At 69.1% G+C, this 20,929-nt stretch carries 19 protein-coding genes; 10 read left to right on the top strand and 9 right to left on the bottom strand.

Annotated features, from left to right (window positions below; genetic code table 11):
* The first annotated feature begins 124 nt into the window (after positions 1-124).
* Entirely contained in the window at positions 125-1,141 is a 1,017-nt protein-coding gene (locus tag AC06FD_RS14640) for an energy transducer TonB (protein ID WP_259208650.1), read from the top strand.
* A gap of 54 nt (positions 1,142-1,195) precedes the next feature.
* On the opposite strand, the gene AC06FD_RS14635 is transcribed toward AC06FD_RS14640, so the two are convergent.
* Positions 1,196-1,450, bottom strand: coding sequence for a hypothetical protein (locus AC06FD_RS14635; protein ID WP_478078202.1), 255 nt, complete (start codon positions 1,448-1,450; stop codon positions 1,196-1,198).
* A 79-nt stretch (positions 1,451-1,529) separates the two neighbouring features.
* On the opposite strand from AC06FD_RS14635, the gene AC06FD_RS14630 reads away from it, so the two are divergent.
* Positions 1,530-2,333 (top strand): AraC family transcriptional regulator, encoded by an 804-nt coding sequence (locus AC06FD_RS14630; RefSeq protein ID WP_478078201.1) that lies wholly within the window; start codon positions 1,530-1,532, stop codon positions 2,331-2,333.
* A 115-nt stretch (positions 2,334-2,448) separates the two neighbouring features.
* On the opposite strand, the gene AC06FD_RS14625 is transcribed toward AC06FD_RS14630, so the two are convergent.
* The 4 genes from AC06FD_RS14625 to AC06FD_RS14610 form a co-directional block, all read right to left on the bottom strand.
* A complete protein-coding gene (locus AC06FD_RS14625) occupies positions 2,449-3,633 on the bottom strand; it encodes an ABC transporter permease (protein WP_259208645.1) in 1,185 nt (394 codons plus the stop codon).
* The gene (locus AC06FD_RS14620; RefSeq protein WP_259208642.1) at positions 3,630-4,376 is read right to left on the bottom strand and encodes an ABC transporter ATP-binding protein; all 747 of its coding nucleotides are present in this window, start codon (positions 4,374-4,376) and stop codon (positions 3,630-3,632) included. Before AC06FD_RS14620 ends, AC06FD_RS14625 begins: the two co-directional genes overlap by 4 nt.
* Positions 4,373-5,884, bottom strand: coding sequence for an alpha/beta hydrolase (locus AC06FD_RS14615; RefSeq protein WP_478078200.1), 1,512 nt, complete (start codon positions 5,882-5,884; stop codon positions 4,373-4,375). Before AC06FD_RS14615 ends, AC06FD_RS14620 begins: the two co-directional genes overlap by 4 nt.
* 102 nt (positions 5,885-5,986) lie before the next feature.
* On the bottom strand, positions 5,987-7,156 hold the full coding sequence (locus AC06FD_RS14610) for a GGDEF domain-containing protein (protein WP_478078199.1): 1,170 nt from the start codon (positions 7,154-7,156) through the stop codon (positions 5,987-5,989).
* 121 nt (positions 7,157-7,277) lie between these two features.
* Here AC06FD_RS14610 and AC06FD_RS14605 point away from each other — a divergent pair, with 121 nt between their 5' ends.
* On the top strand, positions 7,278-7,907 hold the full coding sequence (locus AC06FD_RS14605; protein ID WP_478078198.1) for a hypothetical protein: 630 nt from the start codon (positions 7,278-7,280) through the stop codon (positions 7,905-7,907).
* Positions 7,908-8,480: 573 nt separating this feature from the next.
* A complete protein-coding gene (locus AC06FD_RS14600; RefSeq protein WP_478078197.1) occupies positions 8,481-8,789 on the top strand; it encodes a hypothetical protein in 309 nt (102 codons plus the stop codon).
* Between the two features lie 1,398 nt (positions 8,790-10,187).
* Here the strand turns inward: AC06FD_RS14600 and AC06FD_RS14595 are convergent.
* Entirely contained in the window at positions 10,188-10,949 is a 762-nt protein-coding gene (locus AC06FD_RS14595; RefSeq protein WP_478078196.1) for a ferredoxin--NADP reductase, read from the bottom strand.
* A 104-nt stretch (positions 10,950-11,053) separates the two neighbouring features.
* Between AC06FD_RS14595 and AC06FD_RS14590 the strand changes: the two genes are divergently transcribed.
* The 4 genes from AC06FD_RS14590 to AC06FD_RS14575 all read left to right on the top strand — a co-directional run bounded on the left by AC06FD_RS14590 (position 11,054) and on the right by AC06FD_RS14575 (position 14,840).
* Positions 11,054-12,013, top strand: a complete 960-nt coding sequence (locus AC06FD_RS14590) for an ABC transporter ATP-binding protein (protein WP_478078195.1) — start codon at positions 11,054-11,056, stop codon at positions 12,011-12,013.
* Entirely contained in the window at positions 12,010-12,810 is an 801-nt protein-coding gene (locus AC06FD_RS14585) for an ABC transporter permease (RefSeq protein ID WP_259208631.1), read from the top strand. Before AC06FD_RS14590 ends, AC06FD_RS14585 begins: the two co-directional genes overlap by 4 nt.
* 186 nt (positions 12,811-12,996) lie before the next feature.
* Positions 12,997-13,935 carry a 2-dehydropantoate 2-reductase gene (gene panE / locus AC06FD_RS14580; RefSeq protein WP_478078194.1) on the top strand — a complete coding sequence of 313 codons (939 nt, stop codon included), beginning with the start codon at positions 12,997-12,999 and terminating at the stop codon, positions 13,933-13,935.
* A gap of 2 nt (positions 13,936-13,937) precedes the next feature.
* Positions 13,938-14,840, top strand: a complete 903-nt coding sequence (locus tag AC06FD_RS14575; protein WP_478078193.1) for an NAD-dependent epimerase/dehydratase family protein — start codon at positions 13,938-13,940, stop codon at positions 14,838-14,840.
* A gap of 496 nt (positions 14,841-15,336) precedes the next feature.
* On the opposite strand, the gene AC06FD_RS14570 is transcribed toward AC06FD_RS14575, so the two are convergent.
* On the bottom strand, positions 15,337-16,152 hold the full coding sequence (locus tag AC06FD_RS14570; RefSeq protein WP_478048242.1) for a TatD family hydrolase: 816 nt from the start codon (positions 16,150-16,152) through the stop codon (positions 15,337-15,339).
* A 102-nt stretch (positions 16,153-16,254) separates the two neighbouring features.
* On the opposite strand from AC06FD_RS14570, the gene hrpB reads away from it, so the two are divergent.
* Together hrpB and AC06FD_RS14560 are read left to right on the top strand one after the other, a co-directional pair.
* Positions 16,255-18,759 (top strand): ATP-dependent helicase HrpB, encoded by a 2,505-nt coding sequence (gene hrpB / locus AC06FD_RS14565; RefSeq protein WP_478078192.1) that lies wholly within the window; start codon positions 16,255-16,257, stop codon positions 18,757-18,759.
* Positions 18,760-18,920: 161 nt separating this feature from the next.
* Positions 18,921-19,310, top strand: coding sequence for a hypothetical protein (locus AC06FD_RS14560; RefSeq protein WP_259209551.1), 390 nt, complete (start codon positions 18,921-18,923; stop codon positions 19,308-19,310).
* Positions 19,311-19,376: 66 nt separating this feature from the next.
* On the opposite strand, the gene AC06FD_RS14555 is transcribed toward AC06FD_RS14560, so the two are convergent.
* Positions 19,377-19,916, bottom strand: coding sequence for a pseudouridine synthase (locus tag AC06FD_RS14555; RefSeq protein WP_259209563.1), 540 nt, complete (start codon positions 19,914-19,916; stop codon positions 19,377-19,379).
* A 49-nt stretch (positions 19,917-19,965) separates the two neighbouring features.
* On the bottom strand, positions 19,966-20,826 hold the full coding sequence (locus AC06FD_RS14550) for a class I SAM-dependent methyltransferase (RefSeq protein WP_478078191.1): 861 nt from the start codon (positions 20,824-20,826) through the stop codon (positions 19,966-19,968).
* Positions 20,827-20,929: the final 103 nt, after the last annotated feature.

Raw genomic sequence — 20,929 nt, 5'->3', positions numbered from 1 at the left:
CCGGGCGCGGTGGTGCTAGATTGCACACCTGCAGTACTGCCGTGGACGCCGGGAAACGTCCATGGGCCTCGGCCAGCCTGACCGCATCGGGCCTTACGTATCGTCGTCTTCAAAGGGGAGTTGGATGTCGCACGTCAACACGATCGCCAAGGCGCGCCTGCTTGCGCCGCTGACCTTGCTGGTGGCCCTGGCCGCCTGCTCGGGCAAGGACGAAACGGCTCCGGCCGCACCCGCCACACCGGCCGCAACGCCCGCCGCCGCACCGGTCGCCGCACCGGCGGTGTCGGCCAAGGTCCAGTCGATGGGCACCGAGGAACTGCGCGACCTGGCCAGCAAGGCGCTGCGCGAGAACCGCATGTACGCCCCGGCCGGCGACAACGCCATCGAGTACTACCTGGCGCTGCGCGACAAGACCCCCGATGACGCCTCGGTCAAGAGCGCGCTCACCGACCTGCTGCCCTACACCCTGATCGCCGCCGAGCAGAGCCTGAGCCGCGAGGACTTCGCCGAGTCGCAGCGCCTGGTCGCGCTGATCGAGAAGGTGGACGCCACCGCGCCGGCGCTGCCGCGCCTGAAGCAGGGCATCACCGGCGGCATGCAGACCGCCCTCAAGCGCACCCAGGAAGAGACCGACAAGGTCAAGAAGGACGCCGAGAACCGCACCAAGCAGCTGGCCGACCAGCAGCGCCAGGCCCAGCAGCAGGCCACCGAAGCCGAAGCGGCACGCGCCATCGCCGCCCAGCAGGATGCCGCCCGCCGGGATGGCGAGCGCCAGGATGCCGAACGCCAGGCCGCGACCCGTCGCGAGGCCGAACAGCGCCAGCAGGCCGCCGCTGCCCAGCAGGCTGCCGCCGCACGCCAGGCCGCCGCACCGGCGGCCGCGGCGCCGAGCCTGCGCCCGGTCAGCACCCCGGCCCCGCGCTACCCGGCCGAAGCGCTGCGTTCGGGCACCTCCGGCGAAGTGCTGGTGGAGATCACCGTCGGCACCGACGGCTCGGTCACCAACGCCCGCGTGCTGCGCGCGACGCCGTCGCGCGTGTTCGACCGCGAGGCGCTCAACGCGGTCAAGCGCTGGAAGTTCGAACCGGTTGGCGCCCCGGTGACCACCCGCCGCACCCTGGCCTTCGCGCCGGGCGGTTGATCGCCGCAGCATTGCCGTCATGGGAAGGCCCGGAGCGATCCGGGCCTTTTCTTTTCAGCGGTCGGCGTCGACCAGGTCGCGCAGGGCGGGATCGCGCGGGACGAGGATCTCGAACAGGCCCAGCGCATGCAGCCCCGGCAGCAATGCGCGCAGGTCGGACGCGGCGCTGGCGCGCGCGGCCGCGCTGGCAGCGGGGTCCTGCAGCACCCGGGCATTGGCAAGGAACGCACCCACGCTGCCTTTGCGCACGATGATGCCGTCGCGGTGCACGTGGTCCTGGTGGTCGGGGAGCAGGTCTTCGGGGCGCATGGTGGGCGACCTTTCATTGGGAGGCGCTCCAGTGTCCGATCCTGGCGCCGGCCGTTCTGTCGTATAACTGCCAATTGATATGGCAAATCAGACATCCTCCGCCCTGATCGACCCCACGCTGGCCGACGCCGCCCACGGCCCGCTGCTGTTCGCTGCCAGCAACCACCCGGCGGTGGGCCCACGGCGCATACCGCGCCACCAGCACGCGCGTGGCCAGTTGATCGGTGCGCGCCAGGGCCTGTTGCAGATCGAGGCCGGCAGTGCGCACTGGCTGCTCCCGGCCGGCCACCTGGCCTGGATCCCGCCCGGCCTGCCGCACGCGTTGCTCGCCCCGCAGGGCTTCGATGGCTGGAGCCTGTACTTCAGTGCTGCGGCCAGCGCGCGCCTGCCGGCCGATCCCCGCGTCCTGTTTCCCGACGCGTTGCTGCAGGCGGCGATAACCCGCGCGCTGGCCTGGCGGCCTGCAGCGCTGGATGCTGCCCAGCAGCGCCTGGCCGAGGTGATCGTGGATGAGCTTGTCGCCAGCGCGCCCTTGCCGCTGGCACTGGCCCAGCCCCGTGACCGCCGCCTGCGACAGGTGGCACGGGCATTGGCGCAGCAGCCGCATGACGGGCGCGAAGTGGAGGCGTGGGCCGCACGGATCGGTGTCTCCGCCCGTACGCTGGCGCGGCGCTGGCAGGCCGAGACGGGCATGGGGCTGGCGCAGTGGCGGCAGCGCCTGCGCGTGCTGCATGCGCTGCCACAGCTGCTGGCCGGCGACTCGGTGACGCGCACCGCGCTGGGCTTGGGCTACGACACGACGAGTGCGTTCATTGCCGTGTTCAAGCGCGAGATGGGGACGACACCGGCGCGGTACGTGCGCAGCCGGGGCGCGACGGCGTGATGTGGGGGCAGCCAGGCGATGCGTGGCTGCAACGTCGACCGCAGGTCGCTGACGGGTCGACAACGCGTGGCGGATCCGCTCGGGGCGATGGCACTGTTGCCATCGCCCCGTTCGCTCAACCGGAGATCGCCAGGCGCTCCTGGTGGTAACGGCGCACCGCCGCGTACCACAGCACCGCTGCCAGGCCGAAGCCTGCCGCCAGGTACACGCCCCACATCTGCGCGCTGATCGCCTCGTGGCGGATGATCTTCAGCAGCATCTGGTTCTGCGCCAGGAACGGCACCGCAAACTGCCACAGCTCGCTCTTCAGCGGGTACACCATCAGCGCATAGCCGGGCAGCATCGGCAGCAGCATCAGCCAGGTCATGTGGCTCTGGGCTTCCTTCATGCTCTTGGCCGCCGCCGACAGGAAGGTCAGCAGGGAGGTGCCGATGAACAGCATCGGCAGCATGATCAACAGCATCTGCGCCATCGGCAGGAAGCCCATGTTGAGTTGCCGCCCGGCCCCGCTGCTGGAGAGCTGCGCGCTCAGCTTGAAGGCCAGCAGGGTGAGCAGCAGCGAGGCCATGCCGACCACGCAGGCGGCCACGATCTTGCCGCTGACGATCGCGCTGCGCGGTGCCGGGGTGGCCAGCAACGGTTCCAGCGACTGCCGCTCGCGCTCACCGGCGGTGGTATCCATGACCAGGTAGGCACCGCCGAGGAAGGAGGTGATGGTGAGCAGCACCGGCAGCAGGAAGGACAACACCTGGCCACGCTTGGCTTCGGCGGTGGCCAGGTCCTGCGTGGCCAGGTCCAGCGGCCGCGCGACCTGGGCGTCCACGCCACGGGCGAGCAGGCGCAGCGCGCCCACCTGCTGGTTGTAGCCGGCCAGGGCGGTCTGCAGGCGCATGCTGGGGATATCGGCAGCGCGGCGGGTGCTGTCCTTGACGATCTCCACCAGCGCCGGGCGGCCTTCCGCCCAGTCCTTGCCGAAGTCCGGGCTGATCCGCAGCGCGACGTCGATCTGCTGGTCGCGGATCGCCGCGGTCAGGTCCTTGGGCGCATCCACCGCGTTGAGCCCCTGCGCGGCCAGGAAGCGCACCAGGTTGGGGGCGTTTTCACGGCCGATGGTGGCGATCTCCAACGGCTTGTCGATCTGGGTCTTGACCCGGCTCTCGGCCAGCTTGCCCATGCCCAGGATCAGGATCGGGTACAGCAGCGGGCCCAGCAGCAGGGTCAGCGCGAGGGTGCGGCGGTCGCGGGAAAGGTCGCGCAGTTCCTTGCGCATGACAGTCAACAACGTGGCGAACGAACTCATGCGTGCAATCCTTCTTCCGAACCGATCACCTTGACGAAGGCATCCTCGAGATTGTCTTCCCCGGTCTGCGCGCGCAGCTCATCGGCGCTGCCGGCGGCCATCACCGTGCCGTGCGCGATGATCACGATGCGATCGCAGAGCGCGGCCACCTCCTGCATGATGTGGCTGGAGAAGATCACGCAGCGGCCCTCGTCGCGCAGGCCGCGCAGGAAGCCACGCAGCGCGCGCGTGGTCATCACGTCCAGCCCGTTGGTCGGCTCGTCGAGGATGACGTTGCGCGGGTCGTGCACCAGTGCGCGGGCGATCGCGGTCTTGGTGCGCTGGCCCTGCGAGAAGCCATCGGTCTGCCGGTCCAGGATGTCGTCCATGTCCAGCGCCTTGGACAGCACCCGGGTGCGCTCGCGGATCTGCGCCGCGCTCATGCCGTGCAGCTGGCCGAAGTAGGCGATGTTCTCGCGCGCGGTCAGGCGCTTGTACACGCCACGCGCGTCGGGCAGCACGCCGAGGCGGCGGCGTACGGCGACCGCGTCGGCGGCTGCATCGATGCCATCCACCAGCACCTTGCCCTGGTCCGGCGTCATCAGCGTGTACAGCATGCGCATGGTGGTGGTCTTGCCGGCGCCGTTGGGGCCGAGCAGGCCGGTGATCTGGCCATCCTCGGCATGGAAGCCCACGTTCTCCACCGCCTTGATCAGGCCGGTCTTGGTCTTGAAGGCTTTATGCAGGTTCTCGGCGACGATCATGGTGCCCATCCGTTGAACGAAGTGAAGGCCGGCACCGGGCTCAGTGAGTCCAGGCAGGTGGCGTCGAGCGACTTGGCGTCTGCCTTGTCCATGAACTGGCCGAGCAGGCGCGGCATGCAACCGGCGTTGAGGGTGCCGTGGCCCTGGCCCTTGGCGACCAGGTGACGGCCGTTGGGCAGGGTCTTGAGCACCTGCTCGGCGTAGCGCGGCGGAGTGACCGGGTCGAACTGGCCGGACAGCAGCAGTACCGGCAGGTCGCTCTTCAGCGGCGCGGTGAAGTCTTTCGGGCGCGTGCCGACGTTCCAGCCCGGGCACGCGGCGAAGAACATGCGCGCCACTTCCGGCCCAAGCAGGCGGTCACTGGTGGCCGGCTCCTGGTACCGGTCGGCATCCTCGGCGCAGATCACCGACCACTGCATGCCACGATTCATCTGCACGCCCAGCGAGCGGCCGGCCATTTTGCTCAGCGACGCAAGCGAGGCGTAGCGGCCGTGCGCGGCTTCATCGAGCACCACCGGCAGCAGCGAGGACAGCTCGGGCATGTACGAGAACATGAAGGCCAGGCCGGTGACCGAATCGGCAGTGAGCACGTCGCGCTTGGCCTCGGCGGTGCCCGGGTCGCGGTACTCCACCTCGACCGGAGCCTTGGCCAGCGCGGTCATCACGTTCTTGAGCTGGGTGCGCGTGTCCACCGGGAAGCGCTTGGCGCAGACCGGATCCTTGCGGCACTGTTCGGCCTGCAGGTCGATGGCCGCCTCGAAGGTATTGGCGAAATCACCGCCGACCACCACGTCGTTCGGGGCCACGCCATCGATCACCACCGCGCGGGTGTGCTGCGGGTAGTGCGCGGCGTACTGCTGGGCCACGCGCGTGCCGTAGGAGCCGCCGATCAGGTTGATCTTGTCCACGCCCAGTGCCGCACGGACCGTGTCGATGTCGGCGATGGCCTGGGTGGTGGTGTAGAAGCGCGTGTCGGCGCGATCGGCCAGCGATGCGGCGCACTGCCGCGCGAAGTCGGCGATCAGCTGGGTGGAGGGCGTGGCGGTGTCGTCCAGCGTCATTTCCTTGCCGTCGGCACCCACGCAGGTCAGCGGATTGGATTTACCCGTGCCGCGCTGGTCCACCAGGATGATGTCGCGCTGCTTGCGCACTTCGCGCAGGGCCAGGTTGATCACCGCGGCCACCTCGGTGGCCGCCTGCCCCGGCCCGCCGGCCAGGAAGAACACCGGGTCGTGCTTGCCCTCGCCTTCATTGCTGGTTTCCAGCCACGCGATGTTCAAGCCGATCTTGCGACCGTCCGGGGCGGCCGGGTTCTCGGCCACCTGCAGGGTGGTGCACTGGGCTTCGACGTTGTCGCTGGCCTGGGTGCTGGTCAGCGTGCACGGCTTGAACGTCAGGCGTCCGTACTGGCGTTGCGCCGCATCCGGCGCGGCCTCCGGGGTAGCCTGGCAGGCGGCCAGCAGCAGCAAGGCTGCACCGGTCGCCAGGGGACGGCAGGAAACTCGCATGTTCGATCGCATCCTGGATTGAAGGGGTTCAGCATGCCATGACGACAGGGCAGGCTGGATGTGACCGATGCCATGCCGCGGCGTCGGCGGGCGGCGCAGCGATCAGGCGGCGGCCACTGGCGCGGCACTGACGGTGCGGTCGCGGCCGTCGGCCTTGGCCTGGTAAAGCGCGGCATCGGCGGCGGCCAGTAGCGCCGCGAGATCGTGCTGCCCCGATCCCACCGCCAGCCCGATGCTGGTGGTGACCTGCACCTGCGCCGTGCCCACCTGCGCCGGATGCCGGCGCAGCTGGGCGTGGATCGTCGCGGCAAGCTCGACCGCCCGGGCATGCCCGGCGCCCGGCAGCAGGACGACGAACTCTTCGCCCCCGTAGCGACCGAGCAGGTGCTGCGGGCTGGACATGCAGCTCACCAGCACCTGCGCGACCTGCTGCAGGACGCGGTCGCCACACTGGTGGCCCCAGCGATCGTTGATCTGCTTGAAGTGATCCACGTCCAGCAGCAACAGCGCCATCGGTTGCTGCGCGCGGAGGCCGTGCTGCAGGTGCGCCTGGCCATCGGCCAGCACCGCGCTGCGATTGAGCAGCCCGGTCAGGCCATCGGTGCGCGCGGCGCGGCGCAGGTCCACCAGCATCCGCTCGACCAGCAGCAGGACCAGGGCGAAGCAGCGCGCCAGTTCCAGGAAGATCCCCGCCAGGTAGGTGGCGAACATCGGCGCGCCGGCCCGGAAGATGTCCTGCCCGGCACCCGGTGCCACCGGCAGCCACAGCCGCACCAGGTACACCCCGGCTTCGGCGGCGAAGATGGCAGCGGCAAGCCGGCAGCTGGTGCGCTGCGCCGGCGGTGCATGGCGGACCAGCAGCCAGGCCATCCAGCCGTTGACCAGGACCGCGAACAGGCTGGCCACGTTCAAGCGGATCGCCAGGTTCGGGAAGGGGACCACGAACACCACGATACCGGCGACATACACACCGGCCAGCAGGGCGGGCTGCCACGGTGGCAGCCGCCGCTCCAGGTGGCGGGCCACGCCATAGAGCATCAACACGGCCGACAGGGCGAGCACGGCGTTGCCGAAGATGACCAGGGGCACGACGGGCAACTGCGCGCGCAGCGCGACCGAGGTCAGGCTCAGCGCAAGCAGCCACAGGCTGGCCGTCCACAGGCGCAGTGCCGGCTGCCCGCGCAGCACCAGCAGCAGCAGCGAAAAGCCCAGTGCGATGCCCAGGCACAGCAGGTAGCCGAGCACGGCAACGGTGGGGAAATCCAATGACATGTCGCCTCGGGCGCCGGAGGGGCGGCCGCAGTTTACTGTGCGGCAAGGCGCGATGCCCGGGCGGGGAAGCCAGCCCCTGACGTACGCTCGGTGGCTACCTCAATGCGCGAAAGGAATCGTCATGCAGCCTGCCGCAGATCCCTCGCCGTGGACAGAACTGGTCCAGGCCCTGACCGCCAGCGGACTGGCGGACCAGGTGTGCAGTTCGCCGGCCGATGCCAGTTGGCGCCGGGATGGCGCGCTGCCCGACGATGCCCCCTCCGCAGCGCAGTTCGAGGCGCTGCTGCCGCAGGCCTACCGCACCTTCGTGGCAGCGCACGGCTATCCCCTGCTCGCCGTGCCCGCCGAACTGCACTATGGCTTCGCCTTCCTGCCGCCGCTGGCCGCACGCCAGGTGAGCACGCTGATCGCCGATGAGGAACGCGACTTCGCCGAGGTGCGCGCGGCGCGGCGCGCCGGCCAGTACACCTGGCGGTACGTGATGTTCGCCGGCTGGAACTTCGCCGATGGCGATGGCTGGGCGTTCGGGGTTGATCCGGAAGCCGAGGACGACGCCGAGCCGGTGGTGTGGCTGCTGGAAGGCGGCGTGGTAACGGAGGAAGTGGGCACGTTCCAGCAGTGGCTGGCCGAACGCGCCGCCGATGTGCGCCGCCGCGTGGGCGCGCTGGACGCCGATGCGCTGGCCGAGGCCGCCGCGTGGGAAGGCGACTACGCCGATGGCGCGCAGGACCTGGAAGGCTTCGACGGCTGAGCCTGTCCCCGCGCGTGGCGGTGCGTGGATCACGCGATCCAGGATCGCCTCTGCCCGCGCAGGATCAGGCATGAAGACATGCCACCGCTGGAACGGGCCCTGTCCAGCGCCGATAGCGAGGCCAGTCCCTGTGGGAATGATGCATGGCGAGGCTTTTGCAAAGGCAGCCATGCGGCATTGCGCCTGCACCGGCCGCCAGGGGACGGCACGACGCTCGCATGTTCGATCGCATCCTGGGTTGTAGGGTTCAGCTTGCCATGACGGTGCCCTGCGGCGGATGTGACTCAGGTACTGTCCATCGCCGCGCTGCGCAGCATGTCGTCTTCAGCCCGGATCCTTGATCGCCCCGGACACCGGACGGCCCTGCCTGCGGTGCGGAAATGTGAGCGGCCATCCAGTCGCGGATCTGGTGCCATCACAGTTCGCTCCATGGCACCGCTTTTTGGGAACGGATCACCTTGATCGCCCACCGGGCCGGTTCGATAGTCCCCGCTCCACCGTTTGGCCGTACCGCGCCCGCGGGCATGGCGGCCCCGCGGCGGAGACAACGCACTCCACACCAAGAGGACGACGATGAACAAGACGATCCTTGCACTCTCACTGCTGCTGACCGCGTCGGCCAGCCCCGCCGCACCGGCCAGCCCACCGGAGGCGCCCCGCGCCACCGTGCAGGAATGCCGCGCCTATTGGAACATCTCCCCCGCCGCCTCCAGCCAGCGCTGCGTGGTCCAGACCATCAGCCCCTTCGGTCCCGACGGTTGCACCGTCACGGCCAACTGCCCTTACAACGGGGGTTGGGTCACCAGTGGGATGACCGTCCACGACAAGTGGGAACTGGGCAAATTGAAGAACTGCTCGGGTCGGTTGGGCACCGACTGTTGAGGCTTGCGCCCGCCGCGGCCTCGCGGGTCGCGGCGGGTATGCGTCACCGCTACTCGCCAATGGTTGTGCGAAGGGCGGCACGCAGCTGTTTTGATGCCAGCGCGCCTCCGGGCTAGGCGGCCCTGCCCGTGTCACGTGGCTCGGAGGCGCAACCCTTTCTGCGTTTCCGGAAGCAGCACGCGCATCACTTCGCTGAGGTGCGCGCTCTTATGGTGAGTCGGTCGCCTGGTCGCGACGGCGTTATCGAGGGTGACTCCGTCCGGCGCCATCGGCCATGCATCTTTTTGAACTCGCCACGAGTGTGACCTGCGCTTCTCTGGGCGGAAACCTCCCGCTTTCCACGCTTCGCCTTGCCGAGAGATCACATTTCACATCTGCAGAGGAGCGCAGGAAATGGTGGTTTGCGGTCGACCCGGAGGGCAATACGGAAAATTGAATCTTCATGGCGGACGCCGCATCATCACCACTGAGGGCCTTCAACGTTGCATTGAGTGGCTTGGGTGCAGGTCGTGGGGAGCCCATAACATCCCGAAGGAAAATTGAAGGGCCACTCCCCCAGGATGCCCTCCCGGTATGCTTTTCGATGTAAATGGCATCAGCATGAAGGCGTGCCGCAACGCCCGTTTCAACGGAGACCTCCCAGCGGGCATGCACACTCTTGGCCTCGGAAACAGCGCCACATCCCGGCACATACAGATGGCAGTAGTAATTTGCCATCACATTCGCCTGCTTCCTGGAGATTCCGTCATTCAGATCGACGCCCCCCCAGGTCATTGGAAACGTCCTCGGCCTGTGTCAACGTTTTGAGCCAACGTTGAGAAGGTGAAGGACAAAAGAGCGGTGGACGCCATGACCTTGATGGTGCTCATCCAACACTCCACCGCTCGAAATGAGGAAGGGTTTCAAGTTACCTGCCCTTCGTCGCGCGTGTCCAGAAAGCAGCAGGCACACGGCTGGTTGGCCCAAGTGACTCTCGGACCCGGCCGACAAACTGAATGAGACGATCAGCGTCTTACCTGTCACACGTCCGGCCTGCCAGCCACAAACGAGGTCATCGTCATGGGTGAGCTTGATGCCAGTCAGACTGACCCGTCGTGCCCCCGTTGAGAAGAAGTGCCCATCGAGACGCACTATTGCGCCGCGACGTGAGCGCAGGCACGACCGGATCTGTCTGGTCCGATCCAGGAAGAAGCCAGTCGTCATTACAGCGCGCATCCAGATGGCGATGGCTTCAACCGGGTACGAGCCGTCATCCTGTATGAGGATGGGAACGTACGGGTGCTTCAGCGCACCAGCAAACACTCCTTCCGGGGGTACTCCCTGACGCATGGCCAAGCATCCCGCTTGAACCTGGGCCGCAGCATACGCTTGCGATCGGCCCTGCCAAGCAGGGCGCGCTCAGGATTTTTTCGGGGTTGAGCTGACGTACTTCTCCCGCCGCACCTGCGGCGTCGGCAGCCCGGCGTCCTTCAACGCCTCGAAGGTGGCATCCACCATGTCCGGGTTGCCGCACAGGTAGGCGATGTCGGTGGCCGGGTTGGGCGCGAACTCGGCCAGGTGCTGCTGCACGTAGCCATGGCGCACGTCCGGGTGCGGGTTGTCGGGCAGCTCGCGCGACAGGCACGGCACGTAGCGGAAGCCCGGGTGGGCGTCGGCGAAGGCGCGGAAGTCGTCGCTGTAGAGCAGCTCGGCCGGGGTGCGGGCGCCCTGCAGCAGGACCACCTCGACGCCACGCTCGGCCATGGCGGTCGCCAGCAGGGGCAGCATCGACCGGTACGGGGTGACCCCGGTGCCGGTGGCGATCAGCAGGTAGCGGCCATTGTGGTCGCCCGGCTGCAGGCAGAACCGGCCGAACGGGCCGCTGGCGGTGACGTGGCCGCCGATGTCCAGGCCCTCGAACAGGGCCGTGGCGGCGCCGCCGGGGACGAAACTGACCGCGATATCGACCGCTTCGCCCGCGCCGAGGGCGTGGTTGTGAATGGTGGCCAGCGAGTAACTGCGCTTGGTGGCGGTGCCGTCGGCGTACTCGAAATGGACCTGGATGAACTGGCCGGGCTGGAAATCCAGCGGCTGGCCGTCATCACGCAGGAACTGGTAGTGGCCGACGGTCGGGGCCAGCATGCGCCGGTCGACCAGTTTGAGGGGGAATTGGGCAGGCACGACTTTTCGGGACAGTGTGTAGCCGGGGCAAGCCCTCGGGGTCTTCTATAATAGCCCCTCCCCGCCCCTATCCAGCGCCAGCCCATGGGCGCGAAGGCAAGAGCTTGGCTTCCCAGAACACTCCCGCGCCCTCCGCCGCCCCCGCCCTGCGGGTGCGTGACCTCCGCAAGACCTACGACAACGGCACCCAGGCGCTGAAGGGCGTCTCGCTGGACGTGGCCCCGGGCGACTTCTTCGCCCTGCTGGGCCCCAACGGCGCCGGCAAGTCCACCCTGATCGGCATCATCAGCTCGCTGGTGAACCTCAGCGAGGGCCAGGTCGAGGTATTCGGCAGCGACCTGGTGCGCAACCGCAGCGCCACCATGCGCCTGATCGGCCTGGTGCCCCAGGAAATCAACTTCAACCTGTTCGAAAAGCCCTTCGACATCCTGGTCAACTACGCCGGTTTCTACGGCGTGGCCCGCGCCGAGGCCGAGAAGATGGCCGAAGAGGAGCTCAAGCGCGCCCACCTGTGGGAAAAGGCCCAGGTGATGAGCCGCACCCTGTCCGGCGGCATGAAGCGCCGGCTGATGATCGCCCGGGCGATGATGACCCGCCCGCGCCTGCTGATCCTGGACGAACCCACCGCCGGCGTGGACATCGAGATCCGCCGCGACATGTGGCGCGTGCTCAAGGAGATCAATGCCGCCGGCACCACGATCATCCTGACCACGCACTACCTGGAAGAAGCCGAGCACCTGTGCCGCAACCTGGCCATCATCAACCACGGCCAGATCGTCACCCAGGGCCCGATGCGCGAACTGCTGGCCAAGCTGGACGTGGAAGGCTTCCTGTTCGACATCGACGGCAGCGTGCCGGCCCAGCTGCCGGAGATCGAGGGGGCCACGCTGATCGCCACCGACGGTCACACGCTGGACGTGGACATGCCGCGCGCGATGGACCTCAACCGCGTGTTTGACGCGTTGAACGCGGCGGGCATCCGGGTGCGTTCGATGCGGACCAAGAGCAACCGCCTGGAGGAGCTGTTCGTGCGCCTCACCGGCAACCAGGAGAACGCGGCATGAGCACTACCCCGACCCCCGTCCTCACCGACGGCCAGCGCAACCGCATCGCCCTGATGACCATCGTGCGCCGCGAAGTGGCGCGCATCCTGCGCATCTGGGGCCAGACCCTGGTGCCGCCGGCCATCACCATGACCCTGTACTTCCTGATCTTCGGCGGCCTGATCGGCTCGCGCGTGGGTGAAATGGGCGGCTACAGCTACATGCAGTTCATCGTGCCGGGCCTGGTGATGATGAGCGTGATCCAGAACAGCTACGGCAACATCAGCTCCTCGTTCTTCGGCGCCAAGTTCGGCCGCCACGTGGAAGAGCTGCTGGTGAGCCCGATGCCGAACTGGGTGATCCTGTGGGGCTATGTGTCCGGTGCGGTGCTGCGCGGCCTGATGGTGGGCGTGATCGTGCTGATCATCGCCATGTTCTTCACCCCGGTGCGCATCCCGCACCCGCTGGTGACGCTGACCACGGTGCTGCTGGGCGCGACGATCTTCTCGCTGGCCGGCTTCATCAACGCGGTGTACGCCAAGAAGTTCGATGACGTGGCGATCGTGCCGACCTTCATCCTGACCCCGCTGACCTACCTGGGCGGCGTGTTCTATTCGGTGAAGCTGCTGCCCACCTGGGCCGAGGCCGCCACCCACGCCAACCCGATCTTCTACATGGTCAACGCCTTCCGCTACGGCCTGCTGGGCACCAGCGACGTGCCGCTGTGGGTGGCCTACGCGCTGATGCTCGGTTTCGTGGTGGTGCTGACCGCGCTGGCGCTGTGGCTGCTGAAGCGTGGTGTGGGCATGCGCAGCTGACACCACAGCGTCACCTGATCGTGGATCGGGGATGCCCGGTCGGGAGGGGGCCTCGGCGGATTCGCCGGGGCCTTTTGCTTTCCGCAGTGCCGCACCGGCGGGTCCATCCGGGCCTGCCTGGCCACAAGGCCAGCGGGAATAGGGGCACAATGGCCTCAACGAGCGTTCAACAGCAGTGAGATTCCAATGCGCATACTGATCCTGGGCGCCGGCGGTACCGGCGGTTATTTCGGTGGCCGCCTGGCCCAAGCCGGCGTGGACGTCACCTTCCTCGTCCGCCCGGCACGCGCGGCGCAGCTGGCCAGCGAAGGGCTGGTGATCCGCAGCCCGCTCGGCGATGCGAGCGTCCCGGTGCAGTACGTCACCGCCGAGGCGCTGCCGGCGCTGGCCGCGGCGCAGCCGTTCGACCTGGTGATCCTGAGCTGCAAGGCCTACGACCTCGCCAGTTCCATCGAGGCCATTGCGCCGGCGATGGGGCCGCGGACCACGGTGCTGCCGATCCTCAACGGGCTGCGCCATTACACCGATCTGGATGCGCGCTTCGGCCGCGACGCGGTATTGGGCGGGCTGTGCTTCATCAGCGCGACCAAGGCCGCCGATGGCGCGGTGGTGCATCTGGCGCCTGCGGCCAAGCTGACCTTCGGCGAACGCGACGGCACCGGCAGCAGCGCACGGGTGCTGGCGCTGGCGGCGGCCTGCGTGCAGGCCGGCGTGGACCACGTGGCCACCGATGCGATCGGCCAGGAGCAGTGGATCAAGTACACCTTCCTGACCACGCTGGCGGCGGCGACCTGCCTGATGCGCGCCGATGTGGGCACGATCGTGGCCACCGATGACGGCGCGGCGATCGTGCGCGGGCTGTACGACGAATGCCTGGCCGTGGCCGAGGCGGCCGGCGAGCCGATTCCCGCCAAGGCGCGCGAGATCGCCCTGACCGCGACCACGCAGGCCGGTTCGGCGCTGAAAGCCTCGATGCTGCGCGACCTGGAGGGCGGCCAGCAGGTCGAGGCCGAGCATATCGTCGGCGACATGCTGGTCCGCGCGCGTGCCGCCGGGCAGGCGGCGCCACTGCTGGCCGTGGCCTATGCGCACCTGCAGGCCTACCAGCAGCAGCGCAAGGGCTGAGCATGGCCGCCGACGCCGCGCCGGCACGCGTGCTGGTGCTGGGCCTGGGCTACAGCGGGCGGCATCTGGCCGCGCTGCTGCACGCACATGGCATTGCGTGCAGCGGCACCGTGCGCGATCCGGCCACCGCGCCGGCCGACGGCGTGCCACGCCATCGCCTGGCCGAGGGATGCGCCATCGATGCGGACGTGCGTGAGGCGATCCGAACGGCCGACGCGATCCTGTGCAGTGTCCCACCCGATGCCGAGGGCGATCCTGCGCTACGGCTGCTCGGCGAGGCGCTGCACGATGCACCGTCGCTGCGCTGGGTGGGCTATCTCTCTTCGACCGCCGTGTATGCCGACCGCGATGGCGGCTGGATCGACACGCACTCGACGGCAGATGCCACCGACGACACCGCACTGAAGCGCCTGCGTGCCGAACATCAGTGGCAGGCCTTGGCGCGGGCGCGCGGCCTGGCCTCGGCGGTGTTCCGGCTGCCGGCGCTGTACGGACGCGGACGCAACGCGCTGGTGCAGTTGGCGCAGGGCAAGGCGCGGCAGGTCGTGCGTCCGGGCCAGGTATTCAACCGGCTGCACGTGGAAGACCTCGCCACTGCGGTACTGGCCGCGATGCGCCGACCGCAGGGCAACGCGCTGCATCTGCCGGCCGACGATGAGCCGGCGCCGCCGCAGGACGTGCTGGCGTACGCAGCGGCGCTGAGTGGCCTGCCGTTGCCTGCCGCGCTGGCCTGGGATGACCCGGCCGTCCCTGCCTCGCTGCGGCGCTTCTACGGCAGCAACAAGCGCATCGACAGCCGTGGCACGCGCGAGGCGTTGCAGTGGCAGCCGCGATTCTCGACCTACCGCGAAGGGCTGGCCGATGCGTGGGCAGCTGGCGACGGGGTCGTCACCGCCCCCGCGTAACGCCGGGCCATGCTCGGCGGCTTTTCGGTGCGGTGTCCGGGTGGCGGGCTTCGTAGCCGCTGTTTCAGTATGGGCGCTGCACTGAATACGCCCGGTGTGGGCCGCGCGTTGCGCGGTTGCCGAGCATGGCTCGGCACTACCAGATCAGGCACTGTCGCGCGTTGCTCGGTTGCCGGGCATGACTCGGCGTTACCAGATCAGGCACTGTCGCGCGTTGCGCGGTTGCCGGGCATGACTCGGCGTTACCGGGTCCGGCATTGAATACGCACGGTGTGGGCCGCGCGTTGCGCGGTTGCCGAGCATGGCTCGGCACTACCAGATCAGGCACTGTCGCGCGTTGCTCGGTTGCCGGGCATGACTCGGCATTACCGGGTCCGGCATTGAATACGCACGGTGTGGGCCGCGCGTTGCGCGGTTGCCGAGCATGGCTCGGCACTACCGGGTCCGGCACTGTGGTGCGTTGCGCGGTTGCCGGGCATGGCCCGGCACACGGGGATCAGGCTGCGTCGGGCAGGCGGAAGAACGCGCGCGTGGCCGCCGTCGCGTTGGCCGCGGTGACGTCGACATCCTCGCCACGGTCACGCGCCAGTTCCTCGACGATATGCGACAGGAACATCGGCTCGTTGCGGCGGTCCTTGGGCATCGGCTTGAGCGAGCGCGGCAGCAGGTACGGCGCGTCGGTCTCGATCATGAGCCGGTTGGCCGGGATATGCCGGACCAGCTCGCGCAGGTGGGCGCCGCGGCGCTCGTCGCACAGCCAGCCGGTGATGCCGATGTACCAGTCCTGGTCCAGGTAATCGAACAGTTCCTGGCGCTCGCCGGTGAAGCAATGCACCACCGCCGCGCCGAGCCGGCCATCGAAGTTCTTCATCTGCGCCATGAAATCGGCGTGCGCGTCGCGCTGGTGCAGGAACAGCGGCTTGCGCGCGCCGTCGGCAGCCCGCACGTCGCTGGCCAGCTGCAACTGGCGTTCGAACGCGCGGTGCTGGGCCGGGCGCGGGGCGAAATCACGGAAGTAATCCAGCCCGCACTCACCCACCGCCACCACCTCGGCATGGGCATGCAGCGCACGCATCTCCGCATCGCACTCGTCGGTGTATTCCACCGCATGGTGCGGATGCACGCCGGCGGTGGCGTAGAGGAACCCCGGGTGCTGACGCGCCAGCTCCAGTGCCATCGGCGAGTGCTCGCGGCTGGCGCCGGTGATCACCATCTGCACCACGCCGGCATCGCGCGCGCGCGCCAGCACGGCATCGCGGTCGCGATCGAAGGAATCATGGGTGAGGTTGGCGCCGATATCGATCAGGTGCATGGGGGGCTACAGGACAGTGAACCCGCCCATTCTACCGTGCCGCCTGCACGGCCCCGGCGTACGCGTCTCGCCGCCCTCGCCCACGGCCCGTATCCTTGGCCGATGAGCACGCCGATTTTCCCGATCTCCCCGCTGCTGCCGCAGATCCTCGCGCAACTGGCCACCCACTCGCGGTTGGTCCTGGAAGCGCCACCCGGCGCGGGCAAGACCACCCAGGTGCCGCTGGCGCTGCTGGACGCCCCGTGGCTGCAGGGCCGCAAGATCCTCATGCTCGAACCGCGCCGGGTCGCCGCGCGCAGCGCTGCGCAGTTCATGGCGCGCCAGCTGGGCGACGAGGTCGGCGGCACGGTCGGCTACCGCATCCGCTTCGAAAACAAGGTCTCCGCGCGCACCCGCGTGGAAGTGGTGACCGAAGGCATCCTGACCCGGATGCTGCAGGACGACCCGATGCTGGAGGGCGTGGGGGCGCTGCTGTTCGATGAATTCCATGAGCGCCACCTGGCCGCCGACCTGGGCCTGGCATTGGCGCTGGATGTGCAGGCGCAGCTGCGCGAGGACCTGCGCATCGTGGTGATGTCGGCCACGCTGGATGGCGAGCGCCTGGCCCGGTTCCTGGACGCGCCGCGCCTGAGCAGCGAAGGCCGCGGCTTTCCGGTGGCGATCAGCCATTTCCCTGCACGCCGCGAGGAAGCGCTGGAGGCGCAGGCGCGCCGCGCGGTGGAGCAGGCATTGGCCGAGCATCCCGGCGACGTGCTGGTGTTCCTGCCCGGCCAGCGCGAGATCGCGCGCACCCAGGCCGCGCTGGAGCAGGCATTGCCGGCCACCGTGCAGGTGCTGCCGCTGCATGGCGAGCTGCCGGTGGAGCAGCAGTCGCGCGTGCTGCAGCCCGATCCCGAGGGCCAGCGCCGGGTGGTGCTGGCCACCAACGTGGCCGAATCGTCGGTCACCCTGCCCGGCGTGCGCGTGGTGATCGATGCCGGGCTGGCGCGCGAGCCGCGTTACGACCCCAACAGCGGCTTCGCGCGGCTGGACGTGGTGAACATCGCACAGGCCTCGGCCGACCAGCGCGCCGGTCGTGCCGGCCGCGTCGCCGAGGGCTGGGCGTGGCGGCTGTGGCCGCAGTCGCAGCGCCTGGAGGCGCAGCGCCGGCCGGAGATCGCCCAGGTCGAGCTGGCCTCGTTGGCGCTGGAACTGGCCGCCTGGGGCAGCGACGACCTGCGCTTCGTCGATCCGCCACCGAGCGGTGCGCTGGCCGCCGCGCGCGAACTGCTGCAACGACTCGGCGCCTTGAGCGACGGCGGCGGGCTTACCGCAGTGGGGCGCCGCATGCTGACCCTGGGCACGCATCCGCGGCTGGCGGCGATGCTGCTGGCCGCCAGCGCCGGCGAGGAGCAGGCGCTGGCCTGCGACCTGGCCGCACTGGTGGAAGCGCGCGACCCGCTGCGCCAGGGCGGCGATGCGCTGGCCGCCCGCTGGCGCGCCCTGGCCGCCTTCCGCCAGGGCCGTGCACCGCACACGGCCAATCGGGGCGGGCTGGCCACCATCGACGCGGCCAGCAAACAGTGGCGCCGCCGCCTGCGCTGCGAGGCGGCGCCACCGACCTCGGTGGAAGCACATCGGCTCGGCGACCTGCTCGCCCACGCCTTCCCCGACCGCATCGCCGCACGCCATCCCACCGACCCCCTGCGGTACCTGCTGGCCAACGGACGCAGCGCGCGCCTGTTCGATCCCAGCGACCTGCGCGGTGAGCCGTGGCTGGTGGCGGTGGAGCTGCGCGACGAAGCGCGCGATGCCTTGCTGCTGCGGGCCGCACCGGTCGATGAGAACCGGCTGCGCCGCGACTTTCCCGCCCGCTTCAAACGGGAAGACGTGGTGCGCTGGGATGCCGACAAGCGTGCCCTGGTGGCGCGCCGCGAATCCCGCTTCGACCGCATCGTGCTGGACAGCCGCTCGGCCGGACGCGTGGATCCGGCGCACGCCGCGCAGGCGCTGACCGAGGCCGTGGCCGAACTGGGCATCGATGCGCTGCCGTGGACCGAGGGCCTGCGCCAGTGGCAGGCGCGCACACTGGCGCTGCGCGCCTGGATGCCCGAGCTCGACCTGCCGGACGTCTCCGATACGGCGCTGATGGACAGCCTGCGCAGCTGGCTGACGCCGGCCTTCAGCGGCAAGACGCGCCTGGATGCACTGGACGAGGCGAGCCTGGGCGAGGCGCTGAAGTCGTCCCTGCCGTGGGCGCAGCGCCAATCGGTGGACCGGCATGCGCCGGTGCGCATCAGCGTGCCCTCCGGCATGGAGCGCCCGATCCACTACGCGCTCGACGCCGACGGCCACAGCCCGCAGGCCCCGGTGCTGGCGGTGAAGCTGCAGGAGCTGTTCGGCCTGGCCGACACCCCGCGCATCGCCGACGGCCGCGTGGCCCTCACCCTGCACCTGCTCTCGCCGGGAGGCCGCCCGTTGCAGGTCACCCAGGACCTGCGCAACTTCTGGGCCAACACCTACGCCGAAGTGAAAAAGGAAATGAAGGGCCGCTATCCCAAGCACCCGTGGCCGGACGATCCGTGGACGGCCACGGCCACCCACCGCGCCAAGCCCCGCGGTACCTAACGCGAACGTCGCATTCATGGCTGCCGGCTGACCGCGTCGTCCGGTCCCACGGCAGGTGCCCGGGCAAGCGGCTACAGTCGTGATCCGGTCGTGGCAGGCGGCTAACACGCCCTACACGGCCCACGCCCCACACTGGATCGGAACCAAGCAAAGGACCCCCCATGAGCAGACTGACTGTGATTACCGACCGCGCCCTCGAGCGCGCCCTGGATCTGGCAAGCAGCGCCGGCGACGGCCTCAAGCATGCCGGCGGCAGCCTGCGCCACTTCGGCCCGCAGGCCACCGACTGGATCAAGACCGGCGCCGCCCTCGGCGCGGTGAAGACCGGCAGCAAGGTCGCCGCGAAAGTGGTCCGCCGCAATCCGGCCGTGACCATCGCCGCCGCCGCGGTGGGCGTGGGCCTGCTCGGCTACGCGCTGTACCGCAAGCAGCAGAAGAAGAAGCTCGCCAACGGCGAGGTGGTGGACGGCCAGGCGCAGCGCATCAGCGCCCGCAACCGTCGCGCCAGCACCGTGGTGGACGAACACAGCGACATCGGCAGCGACGCCTGATCCTTGCGGGTCAGCGTTGACGCATCGAAACCGCCGGCAACGCCCGGCGGTTTTTTTTTGGCTGCGCTACCGGATCTCGCGCCATTGGCCGGGCTGCAGGTCATCGAGCGCGTGCGCGCCCATCGACACCCGCACCAGCCGCAGCGTGGGTAGACCAACGGCCGCCGTCATCCGCCGCACCTGGCGGTTGCGGCCTTCGCGCAGGGTGATCGCCAGCCATGCGTCGGGCACGGTCTTGCGGAAACGCACCGGTGGATCGCGGGCCCAGAGCGCAGGCGCGGGATCGAGGCGCTCGATCTTCGCCGGCAGGGTTGGCCCGTCATTGAGCTCCACGCCGCGCCGCAGCGCCTGCAGCTGGTCATCCCCGACGCTGCCTTCCACCTGCACCCAGTAGGTCTTGTCGGCCTTGTGCCGTGGGTCGGTCAGCTGGTGGGCCAGGCCACCATCATCGGTGAGCAGCAGCAGGCCTTCGCTGTCGTAGTCCAGCCGCCCGGCCGCGTACACCGCCGGCGGCAGGCCGAAACCGGCCAGCGTGGCCCGCGGCGGCTGGCTGCGGTCGGTGAACTGGCACAGCACGTTGAAGGGTTTGTTGAAGGCGATCAGCATCGGGCGGGACAACGCGGGGGATGGGCCATTGTCCCATCCCCCGGCGAACTCAGCGCGCCGGCTTCACGAAACGCAGGGTCATGCGGTCGCTTTCGCCGATGGCCTGGTACTTGGCCTCGTCGGCCTTGTCGTGCTGGTTGGTCGGCGGCAGCGTCCACACGCCATTGGGATGGTCCTTGGTATCGCGCGGATTGGCATTGATCTCGCTGCTGCCAGCCAGTTCGAAACCGGCCGCCTTGGCCATGGCGATCACCTGCTGCTGACCGACATAACCGGTCTTGTCATCGGCCGGCACGTCGGCCTTGGCGCGGTGTTCGACCACGCCGAGCACGCCGCCCGGCTTGAGCACGCTGTAGAAGCCCTTGAACATGCCCTCGGCCTGGTTGGCGCTGCGCCAGTTGTGCACGTTGCGGAAGGTCAGCACCACGTCGGCGGAATTGGCCGGGCCGAACGTCGGCGCCTTCGGGTCGTAGGCCACGATCGTGCTCTTGTCATACAGCGTGGCGGTGCCGGCTAACTTCTTCTCCAGGCCGTCGCGGCTGCGCTGCTGGTAGTCGCGGCCGCGCCCTTCGGCCACGGCCATCGGGTCGACCACGGCGGCCACGTAGCGGCCCGAGTCGTGCAGCAGCGGGGCCAGGATTTCCGAATACCAGCCGTTGCCCGGGGTGACCTCGATGACGGTCTGGCCCGGCGCGACGCCGAAGAACGACAGCGTCTGCGCGGGGTGGCGGTACGCATCGCGCTTGACGTTGGCCGGATCGCGGCGACTGTCCTGCACCGCCTTCTGCACGGCCGGCGTGATCGCGACCTGCGCGTTCGGCCCGGCCGGTTTGATCGCCATCGCCGGCGCGGCAAGCATCAGGGTGGAGACGGTGAACAGGCAGGCACAGGTCAACGAACGGGCTTTCATCGGCGGGGCTTCCGGTAGCGGGATGGCGCGAGACTAGCAGCCAACCGTGTACAGGTGTTCACAAAACGTTAGTGCGACGCAGCAATCCGGAACACTGTTTTGT

It is taken from the genome of Stenotrophomonas sp. Steno-Z1, from assembly GCF_056393175.1.
The sequence above is the reverse complement of the archived record's forward strand: the minus strand, read 5'-3'. Positions and strand labels throughout refer to the sequence as shown.

Coding starts and splice junctions, on each gene's coding strand:
- AC06FD_RS14635 (WP_478078202.1), bottom strand. CDS start 1,450: ATGCGCCCCGAAGACCTGCTCCCCGACCACCAGGACCACGTGCACCGC.
- AC06FD_RS14575 (WP_478078193.1), top strand. CDS start 13,938: ATGGCCGCCGACGCCGCGCCGGCACGCGTGCTGGTGCTGGGCCTGGGC.
- AC06FD_RS14625 (WP_259208645.1), bottom strand. CDS start 3,633: ATGAGTTCGTTCGCCACGTTGTTGACTGTCATGCGCAAGGAACTGCGC.
- AC06FD_RS14555 (WP_259209563.1), bottom strand. CDS start 19,916: ATGCTGATCGCCTTCAACAAACCCTTCAACGTGCTGTGCCAGTTCACC.
- AC06FD_RS14615 (WP_478078200.1), bottom strand. CDS start 5,884: ATGCGAGTTTCCTGCCGTCCCCTGGCGACCGGTGCAGCCTTGCTGCTG.
- AC06FD_RS14620 (WP_259208642.1), bottom strand. CDS start 4,376: ATGATCGTCGCCGAGAACCTGCATAAAGCCTTCAAGACCAAGACCGGC.
- AC06FD_RS14550 (WP_478078191.1), bottom strand. CDS start 20,826: ATGAAAGCCCGTTCGTTGACCTGTGCCTGCCTGTTCACCGTCTCCACC.
- AC06FD_RS14560 (WP_259209551.1), top strand. CDS start 18,921: ATGAGCAGACTGACTGTGATTACCGACCGCGCCCTCGAGCGCGCCCTG.
- AC06FD_RS14605 (WP_478078198.1), top strand. CDS start 7,278: ATGCAGCCTGCCGCAGATCCCTCGCCGTGGACAGAACTGGTCCAGGCC.
- AC06FD_RS14570 (WP_478048242.1), bottom strand. CDS start 16,152: ATGCACCTGATCGATATCGGCGCCAACCTCACCCATGATTCCTTCGAT.
- AC06FD_RS14630 (WP_478078201.1), top strand. CDS start 1,530: ATGGCAAATCAGACATCCTCCGCCCTGATCGACCCCACGCTGGCCGAC.
- hrpB (WP_478078192.1), top strand. CDS start 16,255: ATGAGCACGCCGATTTTCCCGATCTCCCCGCTGCTGCCGCAGATCCTC.
- AC06FD_RS14585 (WP_259208631.1), top strand. CDS start 12,010: ATGAGCACTACCCCGACCCCCGTCCTCACCGACGGCCAGCGCAACCGC.
- panE (WP_478078194.1), top strand. CDS start 12,997: ATGCGCATACTGATCCTGGGCGCCGGCGGTACCGGCGGTTATTTCGGT.
- AC06FD_RS14600 (WP_478078197.1), top strand. CDS start 8,481: ATGAACAAGACGATCCTTGCACTCTCACTGCTGCTGACCGCGTCGGCC.
- AC06FD_RS14640 (WP_259208650.1), top strand. CDS start 125: ATGTCGCACGTCAACACGATCGCCAAGGCGCGCCTGCTTGCGCCGCTG.
- AC06FD_RS14610 (WP_478078199.1), bottom strand. CDS start 7,156: ATGTCATTGGATTTCCCCACCGTTGCCGTGCTCGGCTACCTGCTGTGC.